This window comes from Atribacteraceae bacterium, from assembly GCA_035477455.1.
Classification (GTDB): Bacteria; Atribacterota; Atribacteria; order Atribacterales; family Atribacteraceae; genus DATIKP01.
In genome coordinates, this window is sequence record DATIKP010000069.1 from 25,031 (window position 1) to 34,638 (window position 9,608).

General features: G+C 52.4%; 10 protein-coding genes. All 10 read right to left on the reverse strand.

Going from position 1 to position 9,608, the window contains the following annotated elements; translation table 11 throughout:
* Window positions 1-249: 249 nt before the first annotated feature.
* Entirely contained in the window at window positions 250-987 is a 738-nt protein-coding gene (locus VLH40_04230) for a hypothetical protein (protein HSV31216.1), read from the reverse strand.
* A complete protein-coding gene (locus VLH40_04235) occupies window positions 984-1,334 on the reverse strand; it encodes a hypothetical protein (protein ID HSV31217.1) in 351 nt (116 codons plus the stop codon). Before VLH40_04235 ends, VLH40_04230 begins: the two co-directional genes overlap by 4 nt.
* Window positions 1,321-2,664, reverse strand: a complete 1,344-nt coding sequence (locus VLH40_04240) for a [Fe-Fe] hydrogenase large subunit C-terminal domain-containing protein (GenBank protein HSV31218.1) — start codon at window positions 2,662-2,664, stop codon at window positions 1,321-1,323. Before VLH40_04240 ends, VLH40_04235 begins: the two co-directional genes overlap by 14 nt.
* The gene (locus VLH40_04245; GenBank protein ID HSV31219.1) at window positions 2,661-3,122 is read right to left on the reverse strand and encodes an anti-sigma regulatory factor; all 462 of its coding nucleotides are present in this window, start codon (window positions 3,120-3,122) and stop codon (window positions 2,661-2,663) included. The genes VLH40_04240 and VLH40_04245 overlap by 4 nt, the downstream gene beginning before the upstream one ends.
* A complete protein-coding gene (locus VLH40_04250) occupies window positions 3,119-3,472 on the reverse strand; it encodes a DRTGG domain-containing protein (GenBank protein ID HSV31220.1) in 354 nt (117 codons plus the stop codon). The genes VLH40_04245 and VLH40_04250 overlap by 4 nt, the downstream gene beginning before the upstream one ends.
* A 9-nt stretch (window positions 3,473-3,481) precedes the next feature.
* Complete coding sequence (locus VLH40_04255; protein HSV31221.1) at window positions 3,482-4,105, reverse strand: SPOR domain-containing protein; 624 nt, start codon at window positions 4,103-4,105, stop codon at window positions 3,482-3,484.
* Window positions 4,102-6,756, reverse strand: coding sequence for a valine--tRNA ligase (locus VLH40_04260; protein ID HSV31222.1), 2,655 nt, complete (start codon window positions 6,754-6,756; stop codon window positions 4,102-4,104). Before VLH40_04260 ends, VLH40_04255 begins: the two co-directional genes overlap by 4 nt.
* A 15-nt stretch (window positions 6,757-6,771) precedes the next feature.
* Entirely contained in the window at window positions 6,772-8,028 is a 1,257-nt protein-coding gene (clpX, locus tag VLH40_04265) for an ATP-dependent Clp protease ATP-binding subunit ClpX (protein HSV31223.1), read from the reverse strand.
* A complete protein-coding gene (locus VLH40_04270) occupies window positions 8,021-8,662 on the reverse strand; it encodes an ATP-dependent Clp protease proteolytic subunit (GenBank protein HSV31224.1) in 642 nt (213 codons plus the stop codon). The genes clpX and VLH40_04270 overlap by 8 nt, the downstream gene beginning before the upstream one ends.
* The coding region (locus VLH40_04275; GenBank protein ID HSV31225.1) for a hypothetical protein at window positions 8,659-9,608 on the reverse strand (950 nt) is incomplete at its 5' end. The genes VLH40_04270 and VLH40_04275, both read right to left, overlap by 4 nt.

Here is a 9,608-nt window from a genome sequence, read left to right on the forward strand (position 1 = left end):
ATTTTGCTGCAAAAGAACGAAGAAAGCCCGGGCCTGAGTTGCCTGAATCAGCCGCCGAAATCACCGCATTTTCGAAGTAAATATGCCAAGGATGCCCTTTTCAGCATCACTGTAACCAGACGTGGTCATTGATGCGTGCGATAAAACACCAGATGAGGCGGGGCTGAGGGCAACGGGGCCTTGCTGAAATGAGTTTTTGCAGCAAAATCAATCTTCGAATGTGAAGAGGCAGAGGAGTGATGACGACCGTCAGGCTTGGATAAACCGGCCTTCCTGGCCGGATAATGCCAGGCGGAATTCATCCCAAGAGAGACGGTTCATTGAGAACGTGGTGGTGACACAACCGATGTCTGCCAGACAATGCGCATCGGAGGAGCGAAGCAGGGAGACACCTCTTAGAGAAAAACGGCTTCCGGCCGTGCCGGTATCCATCCGACGGGACACTTCCAGGGCGGGGACTTTCAGGTCCGGTGGAATGAAGCCCAGAACCTGAATGATGCTGTAGGAAGGCTGGTCGATATGAGCAGGGATCGGGATACCCCCAAACCGCTCAACCCGGCAAAATACTTCTTCGATACTTAAGGTGAGAGAACGGGTCAGGAGATGATCTTTTTTTTCCAGGATAGTTCCATCCTCGCCAACGACCCACTCTTCCCCCCAAATCGACTCATCCAGGGGGAATCGGGGTAGATGCCGCTCAACCTCCCAGGAAAAACCCCGGAGCGCTGTGAGGTCCGGAAAATAACACAGGCAGTGAATTTCCTCTCCGGTTTCGACTTCCATCCCGGGCACTACCCAAACACCAAATCGCTCGCCGAGAGCGACGGTGACGGCGGTGTTGTCAGAGGTGTTATGATCGGTCACCGCAATCATATCGATTTTCTTGGTCAGGGCCTCCAGGATAATCAGCGGGGGAAGCATTTCCCGCTCGGCACAGGGAGAAAGGACACTATGGATATGAAGATCCGCTTGAAACAACAACCTCATCTATGCTTTCTGGCACCGGGAATACCCAGTCCCGAGAGAACGGCAACGGCTTGATAGCTGGTCATGGCTGTCCGCAAAAGGACAACTCCCTCCTGGCGGGCTTTCGCAAGTGTCTGTTCATTGTGTTCCTGACTGTTGGCGATCACGACGGCGGCCATATCCGTCAACACCGCGACGGCAACAATGTTCGGATGAGATTGGATCGTCACCCAAACACATCCCTCAAACGCGTTGGCGATACAATCACTGAGCAGGTCACCACAATAACCGCCGGTTATTTCCCTCTGCCGGTTGGCGTCCACCAGAATTTCCGCCTGAAGCGGTTCAATGATATCATGAACCCTCAATGGTCTTTTTTCCCCTTTCATCATTCTTCATGGTCTGTGGAATTTTGTTGGCCAGGTCAAATATTTCCCGGGACAATTCAAGCATCTTTTCCCGTAACAGAAAAGGACAGTCGATTTCCTGAGCTTTTTCCCGGACAACGTCTTCGGCCAGGGAACGGCAGGTGGGAGAACCGCACGCTCCGCAATCCAAACCAGGGAGTCGGTCCAGGATTTTTTCGATGATTTGATACTTTTCAAGAGCTCTTTTATAGTCCTGATCCAATTTCAGGATATCTCTGGCTATAAAAGGTTTTTTCCGACGGAAGGCATCTTGTCTGGCCAGTTTATCCCATTCTTTTTCTTCAATCGCCTGAAACACGGAATATTTCCTGATCAGGCGATTGACGTTGACTTTGGCCAGGAAGGGGTTTTGAACCGCCAACACGCCACCGATGCATCCTCCGACACAGGCCTGAGCTTCGCAGTACACAAGATTGTTGAGTTCGCCCATTTCAATCTTTTCAAAAACGGACATAACGTCATGAATGCCGTCAACGGCGACATACTCGCCCTCATCCAGTGATTCCTGTTCCCCGCCTGAACGGGCCCAGCCAATTCCTTTCCAGCTCGCTCGCTGGATACCGGAAATATCCTGCAACTTTTCAGTCATATTGATGATCAAAGGATAAATCTTGGCCATGGAAATCGCACCGTCTATCCTTTCGAGATCTCCAACGCTTTGCCGTATTTCCGTAACCTTGGCCGGGCAGGGGGTAATGAAAAAAACCCCGATTTCTTCGGGAGAAAATCCTTTCTCCAGCGCCCGGGACCGGGCGATACGGGCCGCAACCCCCAAGGGTGAATCAAGGGGGAGAAGATTGCCGGTTAGTGAAGGAAACTTTTCTTCTGCCAGACGAACTACCGCCGGACAGGCCGAAGAAATGAGAGGTGGCGGAAGATGGCCACTCCGCAGGATTTTTTTGATTTCTTCGGCAAGAATCTCCGCTCCGCGGGCCACTTCGTATACATCGGAAAACCCAAGTTCCAGCAGTCCGTACAGAAGTTTTCCCAGGGTAAACCCGGTGGAAAATTGCGCGTAAAAAGCGGGAGCGGGAAGAGCGATGGAATAACGATAATGCCCGATCGCTTCGAGGGGATCAGACTGGGCGTATTTCGCGTGGTTGGGACAGGTCCTGATACATTCTCCGCAATCGATGCACCGCTCTTCGTCTATCCTGGCTTTGCCTCCTTTGACCCGGATGGCCTCGGTCGGACACCGCCGGATACAATGGGTACATCCCTTGCATTTTTCCTCATCGAGGAGAACCGAATGACATAGCTTCTCCTTCAAACTCCACCACCATTTTTCACGGAGTTCAGGAAAAAATCCATCATGACCCGGGTCCCTTCCCCAACCCTGGAATCGATTTCTATCCGATCGGAACATTTCCTCATGTTCGCCAATCCGTAACCCGCTCCAAAACCCATTTCCCGAATATGAGGGGGGGCGGTCGAATATCCCTCCTGAAATGCCAGGTCGAGATCTGGAATACCCGGGCCTTCATCATCAATGACGATGTGAACCTTCTCGGGGGTGATAACCGTCCTGAAGCTTCCTTTGTAGGCATGAATCACAACGTTCATTTCCGCCTCATAGGCGGCGATCACGATACGGCGGATAAACGGGGGTGGAAATCCGGCTTGGAGCAGAAGTTTTTTCAACTCCCCGGATATATCGCCCGCGCTCTGAAAATCCGCTCCGACTATCTCCCGGGAGGCCTCAAACAAGGGTTTAGGCTCAATGATCACTTGATTTCACTGCAACCCCTGATCCCGTGCCGATAGAGCCTACCACAGGCTTCATACATGGGAAGACGGGTCGTCAGTATTGGAATCTTTTTGATGCCGGCCAATTCCACCGTGGCCGTTTCCGGCTTCTTCCCACGGACAAAAACGATCCCGATAAGATCGCTCATTTCTGCGGTCCTGATGACCTGAGGATTCGTCAGGCCCGTCAACAGCAGGGATTTCTCTTTGGTAAACGCGAGAACATCACTGAGTAAATCGCTCCCGCACACCGAGGATGGTTCCCGGTCGAGCCACTGGTCACCGACCAGAACATCGGCTTCCAAAATCATCTGAATCTCCCTTAAGTTCATGGACCCCCCCTACTGTCCGGCGAATGACTCGATGCCCTGGTTTCTCAATTGCTGGACAATCCGTCTCGCTTCCTCCAACGAAGGCAGGCCGGGGATCTGGACCTTGAACACTGCTGCGTCTTGACGAAGAACTGGTTGAAAACCGAGTTGGCGCAGGGATTCAAGCATGCGATCGGCATTCTCCCGCCGAGAGAAAGCACCGGCCTGGACAAAGAACGCTCCCGATGGCGCTTGGATTACTGGAGCGGGTGTTGGAGAAGCAGCGGCTACTGGGACAGGAGGGGTGGAAACCGTTACCGGAGTGGGGACCGGGGCTGCCGGTACGCCGGTCGCGGCTGGGGCAATAATTTGCTCAACGGGTCCAACGGCGGGAGCAACCTCCCCTTCCTGGAAGCCGGGCACCGTTGTCGGATCAGCGGGTCGCGCCAGTCGCTCCAATTCGGTCAGAAGATCAGCGGCTCTCCGTTCTCCGGGAACATCTTCAATCTGCAAGGATGTACCGAGTAAAAACCCGGTATACGCATCAAGGTCACCGCGGGCGATAAAAAAAGCCACCATGATGACCAGAAAACATCCCATCAGAAACACGACGTGTTCGACTGGGTCCTTCTGTCTGAGAAAAGGATTGTTCATAACGACCTGATGTCCTCGATAAGCTTTCTGATCCGGATCCGCTCACCGTTCAAGGTTTCCCAGCGCTTTCTCTCTCGTTCGACTATCTCATCCGGAGCCCGGTTCAGAAAATCCTGGTTGTCGAGTCTGGATCGCAGGCCTTCAAGGTCTCTTTCGTGAATCAAGCATTTTTTTTCCAACCGCCGCACTTCCTCATCCACCTCGATCAAGTCACCGATTTCCAAAAAAATGTCCGCTCCCGGCACCCGGCCGGTGGCCATCCCGGCTTTGTCAATCGCCTGATCCTGTTTCAGTATCTCACATTTCGCCAGAAGTGCAAGATAGGGGAAAAAGGTATCGGATAACGCTCTCAGGCCGAAATCGGAAAAATGGATATGAACCCGGCAGGTTTCCGCCGGAGATATCGAAAGCTCAGCCCGCAGAAAGCGGATTTCCCGGATCATATCCTGGACACGGGTCATCACCTCCTCAATTTCATCCGCGCACCATCGAGGGTCCGGTTCCGGCCATGAAACAACAATGAGCTTATCCTGGTTCTCTCCGACCATCTGTTGCCAGATTTCCTCGGTTATAAAAGGGGCTACCGGATGGAGTAAACGAAGGACCCTCTCCAGGACATGAACCAGGACATTCTGAGTCCGTTCCTTTTCCCGGTCCTTCCCCCGGTAAAGATCCTGTTTGGCCAGTTCGATGAACCAGTCACAATAATCTCCCCAGACAAAATCATAAACGATTTGAACATATTCACCAAAAGCATAGCTCTCGAGCGCATCCGTAGCCAAGCCGATGGTCCTTTCGAACCGGGACAGTATCCAGCGGTCTTTCAGTTCAAGTTCTTCCTGAAACATTTCCAGGGGAGTACGGTGTAATCCGTTTGTGTTCATCAGCACAAAACGTGAGGCATTCCAGAGCTTGTTCATAAAATTCCGGGCCGATTCAATCCGGGCAACCGACAAATTGATATCCCGGCCCTGGACGGTCAGCCAGGCCAGAGCAAAGCGAAGGGAATCCGCTCCAAACTGCTCGATTACATCCAGGGGATCGAGGGCGTTTCCCAGTGATTTACTCATTTTTTTTCCTTTTTCATCCCGTACCAGGGGGGTTATAAAGACATCATAAAAGGGAATGTCTTCTTTAAAGCGAAGACCCATCATGATCATTCTCGCGACCCAGAAAAAGATGATATCAAACCCGGTCACCAGAACACTGGTGGGATAAAAAGTTCTGAGATCGCCGGTGTCATCCGGCCAGCCAAGGGTGGAAAACGGCCAGAGGGCGGAACTGAACCAGGTGTCTAAAACATCTTCATCCTGTCGGAGGGAGCCTGAACAACGGGGGCATACCAAAGGTTCGTCTACGGCGGCGAAACAATATTCACATGCATCACAATAAAAAACCGGTATCCGGTGACCCCACCAGATCTGGCGGGAAATACACCAGTCCCTGATCTTATTCATCCATTCAAAATAGACCCGTGACCAGCGTTCGGGGATAAACCGGATACGGTCCTCCTCAACCGCGTGGATAGCCGGTTCTGCCAGTTCTTTCATCCGCACGAACCATTGCTTGGACACATAAGGTTCTATAGCGGTGGTACAGCGATAACAATATCCCACCGAATGGTTATAATCTTCGCACCGTTCCAAGAGACCCTGTTTTCCGAGCGCGTCAACCACCTGTTTCCGGCAGGTATATCGATCGAGTCCAGCATATCCTCCGGCCTCTTCACTCATCATCCCTTCTCCGTTGATGACCCGGATAACGGGAAGTCGGTGTTTTCGGCCCAGTTCGAAATCGGACATATCGTGGGCCGGGGTCACTTTCAACACCCCCGTTCCGAATCCCGGTTCAACATAATCATCGGTTATGAGCGGGAGTTCCCGTCCCACGAGGGGAAGCAACACCCTTGAACCATGGTGCAGGCGATACCGTTCATCATCGGGATGGACCGCCAGGGCAACATCGCCGAGCATAGTCTCCGGGCGGGTGGTGGCTACGACCAGGTATTCACCCGGCCGTTTCGTCAAAGGATAGCGGATGAAGTAGAGCTGTCCTTCGACTTCCCGGTAATCGACCTCGATATCGGCCAAAGCGGTTGTGCAGCGGGGACACCAGTTCACGATATACTCATCACGGTAAATCAACCCGTCCTCGAAAAGACGGACAAAAACTTCCCGAACCGCCCGGGATAAGCCTTCGTCCATAGTAAAGCGCTCGCGGCTCCAATCGCACGAGGCACCCATCCGTTTCAACTGAGTCACTATCCGTCCATGGTAACGGTCTTTCCATTGCCAAACCCGCCCGATAAACCGGTCCCGTCCCAAGTCATGGCGGCTGAGACCTTCACCGGCCAACATCCGTTCCACGACATTTTGAGTGGCAATCCCCGCGTGATCGGTACCCGGTAGCCAAAGGGTTCGATATCCCTGCATCCGTTTCAGACGAATCAGGACATCCTGCAGTGTAAGGTTAAGGGCATGACCCATGTGGAGATGGCCCGTAACATTCGGAGGAGGAATAACAATACAAAACGGGTCGTTTCCCGGACTCCTATCCGGGTGGAAATATCTCCCTTCCTCCCAGATACGGTACCATTTTTCTTCTATGGTTTGCGGCTCGAAAACTTGGGGCAATGTTTCTTCATTTTTCACGAGAGAATTCCTTCCCTACGCCGGCCGGTCAATGATCGAGTTTTCCCGGGGAAGCAGGGTCACACTTTTCCGGTCCAAGACAATTCTCTCGTCAATCACCACTTTTTTGATATCTTTTCGGGAGGGAAGCTCAAACATCAGTTCGGTCATCAGCCTCTCCGTAATCATACGGAGTCCCCGGGCGCCGGTTCCTTTTTCCATAGCCTGACGGGCAATGAGGCGGACCGCTTCCGGGGTAAAAACCAGTTTGGTCCCCTCCATCGCCAGGAGCTTTTGATACTGTTTCGCCAGGCTGTTTTTCGTGGTGAGGAGAATGGACACCAGATCATCCTCGGTGAGCTTGTCCAAAGCGGTTACAACGGGAATTCGGCCGACAAATTCGGGGATCATCCCGTATTTGAGAAGGTCTTCCGGCTGCACTTCCGATAAACAGTTCTGCGGCTCCTTCCCCGACAACCCTTCCAGTGACCCGAAACCGATCTTTTTTTCCTTGAGCCGGGACGCAATGATGGGTTCGAGGCCGATAAAAGCTCCTCCGCAGATAAAAAGGATGTTTTCGGTATTGATTTTGATAAATTCCTGCTGCGGGTGTTTTCGCCCACCCTGCGGAGGAACGTTAGCCAGAGTGCCCTCCAGTATTTTCAAAAGGGCCTGCTGAACTCCTTCTCCCGAAACATCCCGGGTGATGGAGGGACTGTCCGATTTCCGGCTGATTTTATCGATCTCATCGAGATAAACAATGCCCTTCTCCGCTCGTTTGATATCGAAGTTCGCGTTTTGGATCAGGCGGAGCAGAATATTTTCGACATCTTCTCCGACGTACCCGGCTTCAGTCAGGGTCGTCGCGTCAGCGATTGCAAAAGGGACATTGAGCGTGCGGGCCAGCGTGCGGGCCAATAGGGTCTTTCCGGAACCGGTGGGACCGATCAACAAAACATTGCTCTTTTCCAGTTCGACACCGTCATGGTCTTTACTGCAGACTATCCGTTTATAGTGATTGTACACGGCCACAGCGAGTACGATTTTCGCCCACTCCTGCCCCACCACGTATTGATCGAGAAAGGACTTGATCTGGCGGGGGGTTGAAAGCTGATCGAGGGTGAAGTCTGTCTTTTTCCCTTTTCCATCCTCCCGGACGATCTCTTCGCAAAGCAATACGCACTCATTACAGATGTAGACGCCAGGTCCGGCGATCAGCTTGCTCACCTCCGCCTGATTTTTTCCACAAAAGGAACATCGCGAGCGATTTTTTTCGACATCAATCTTACCCATCGTTCTTTGGTTCTCCTTGTTTCTCTCGTTGATTTCTCGGTAACAAAACCCGATCGACTATACCGTATTCCCGGGCTTCTTCCGGAGACATGAAGTAGTCACGCTCGGTATCCCGGCGAATCCGGTCGATAGGTTGTCCCGTATGCAAGCTGAAAATCTCATTCAATCGTTCGCGGGTTTTCAACATCTCCCGGGTATGAATTTCGACATCGGTAACCTGGCCCTGAGCACCTCCCAGCGGCTGATGGATCATCACCTTGGCATTGGGCAAGGCGAGACGCTTTCCCGCCATTCCCGCCCCCAGGATCAAGGCGGCTCCGCTGGCGGCCTGACCGATACATATTGTGCTAACGTCGGAACGGACATACTGGATCGTATCGTAGATGGCCAGCGAGGCGGACACCAGCCCTCCGGGGCTGTTAATGTAGAGGTTCACGTCCTTCTCGGCATTTTGCGCATCGAGAAAGAGAAGCTGGGCAATGATCAGGTTCGCCACCATATCGTCGATTTCCGTCCCCAGAAAGATGATCCGATCCTGCAGAAGGCGGGAATAGATGTCGTACGAACGTTCCCCTCGGGGAGTTTGCTCGACGACAATGGGAACCAAATAACTGTTATGCAGTTCGTGTTTCATGAAAATATCCCTTCTTCCGGATCTTCAAGCGTTTTCCATTGATCGAGATTGATCGTTTCTTCGGCTGTCCTGACGACCACCCGGCGGGCAATCTCGTCGGTCATTTTCGCCTGGAGGAGGTTTTCCTTGATCGCGTCAATTCGATCATTTTCTCTAAGTGTTTTCCGGACCTCTCTTTCGGTTTTCCCGAACTTTTTCGCCATTATCAGGATCTCGGCATCGAGTTCTTCATCGGTAACCGAAAGGCCATTTTCCCGGGAAAATTTACTGATTACAAAGGCCATCTTCAGATCCCAGGCCGCCATCTTCCTGAAGGATTCCTCCATGGCACTCTTATCGACACTGGTCAATTCCGCGTAGCGCTCCAAGGTCATGCCATCCCTTTTCAGCTCTTCCAGGAAGTTGTTCATTCGTGTCGTTTTTCCCTCTTCAATGAGATCTTCCGGCACCTCGACTTCGGCTTTCCGGCAATAAGCGACCATAGCTTCCCGTCGAAAACGCCGTTCCACCAGCGTCTGCGCCGCGTCTTCGAGGTTCTCTCTGATTCTCCGCTTCAATACCTCCAGAGAAGTGACATCCTCCCCAAAACGTCTGAGAAACTCTTCGTCCTGTTCCGGAAGTTGCCTTTCATGAACACCGTGGACCTGCAGCGATTTTTCTTCCCGACCGGCTTCACCGGGAAGCGTGACAGTCTTTTCCTCACCGATCTTCATTCCCAGTACTGTCTGATTCAGGACCGAATCCTTCTGGTGCTCGGTATCTCCCGCAATGAGGGTCATTTTATCCCCGTCGACCGTGACCTGGACAAAATCTCCATTCTGGATGGAACCCTCTGTCTTGGCAACCCAAGTCCCGCTCGACTCCTGCAAGCGTTTCAATTCCCGTTCAATATCGATATCCCTGATTTCCAATCTATAACGGCGAATTTCAATAGAATCGGCGTTAG